This window comes from Spongiactinospora gelatinilytica (assembly GCF_003236385.1).
Lineage (GTDB): Bacteria > Actinomycetota > Actinomycetes > Streptosporangiales > Streptosporangiaceae > Spongiactinospora > Spongiactinospora gelatinilytica.
On sequence record NZ_POUA01000713.1, the window covers coordinates 1 to 1428 of the forward strand.

At 71.5% G+C, this 1428-nt stretch carries 1 protein-coding gene; it reads left to right on the forward strand.

Features of this window, described 5'->3' with window-relative positions:
* On the forward strand, positions 1-1283 hold a 1283-nt coding region (locus tag C1I98_RS42355), incomplete at its 5' end, for a hypothetical protein (RefSeq protein ID WP_158558404.1).
* Positions 1284-1428: the final 145 nt, after the last annotated feature.

The following is a 1428-nucleotide window of genomic DNA, read 5'->3' on the forward strand; positions in this document are numbered from 1 at the left end:
AGCCTGACCCGCCCCCGCCCACGCTGCTGGAGTTCCGCCGATGGCAAGACCACATGCTCAACAACGAACTCATCCGACGCGCCCGCCGGCGGGAAGAGAACGCCGCACGATCGCCGGGTGGCGCGCCACCGGCGGTGGCACGGTGGCGGATCAGCATCCATGAGCCCAACGGCTACTTCGAGGCCCGCCGCGAGCAGGACCCCGGCCATGTATCCGGCACCGGACCCCGCTATGCCGGGTGGGCGGCGGTCCCGCAGGCGGTGCCGCATCTGCTGAGCCGGTGGAGCGTCCCGGTCCGGTGCCCCATCGAGGTGAATTGGGAGTGCCCGTCGCACTCGCCGCACTGGCTGCTGCCTTATGGCGGCTGGCTGCCCGGTCACCGGGGCAACGATGAGGACCATGAGCGGACGCCGTCGGTGAGTCTGCGGCAGGCTTGGGCCGATGATGAGGCCGCGCACCGGGCACGGTTCGCCGCCGCGATCGCCCACGTGCGGGCACGCTGGCCGGCCGGGATGAGCGTCACCGACTACCTGGAGCAGGCCGCCGCACGGCTCAACGCCACACTGCCTCCGGCCCGGGAGCTGTCTGTCCAGGCAACGCACCGGACCGAGGACGGCCTGCTCGGCCTCGGCTACACCGTGACGGCCGGCTGGATCGACCCGGAGGCCGTCGCCGCCCCAGGGGCCCTCCGGTGGAACGACATCGGCTATCGCCTGGCAGTGGTGCCCGCGATGGCCGAGGCGATGCGGGCCGGATCTGTTGATGACGCACTGGACGTATGGAACATGTCCGGTGATCCGATTCGTGTCACGCGTTTCCCGGGACCGGCGGGGCCGCTGTATGCGCGCGGATCGAACGGCACCCATCGGCTGCACGCCGCCCGGCTGCTCGGCATGCCCGCGATCTGGGTCGCGATCCGTCAGGAGGCGCTGCCGCTCCGCCTCACCGCCGGCGATCTCGGCGTTCATGGAAGGTCCGGCCCCGAACAACTGGTCGCCTGCTGGCGCGGCCTGCTGGCCAAGGGCCTGGCCGCCGGCACGATCGAGGATCACCCCACCTTTCCAGGACTGAGCGCCCTGCACCTGGACGATATCGTGGCTCCTTGGCTGCTGGCCGACCCGGAACGAGCGGTGGCCTGGGCCGCGGCCTACGACCATGTCTATCCCGGCAGCCTTGCCGAATGCGGTATCCCGCCGTCGGCCTGGGGGGCGGCCGATTCCTGGTTCAGCTGGCTGCATACGAGCCGGCCTATGGGCCTGTCGGCCCCACGCCCGGGGCGGTGACGCCCGGGCCGCCTGGCGGACACTACCGCCAGGCTGATGTGCGGGGTGGTCCTGCCGGGGTGTGCCGTGCCGATACCGGTGCGGCCTATCACCCTGCGCGTGTTGCCGGTCACTGGTACGTACGTGGGGTTGGGGGCGGCAGAGG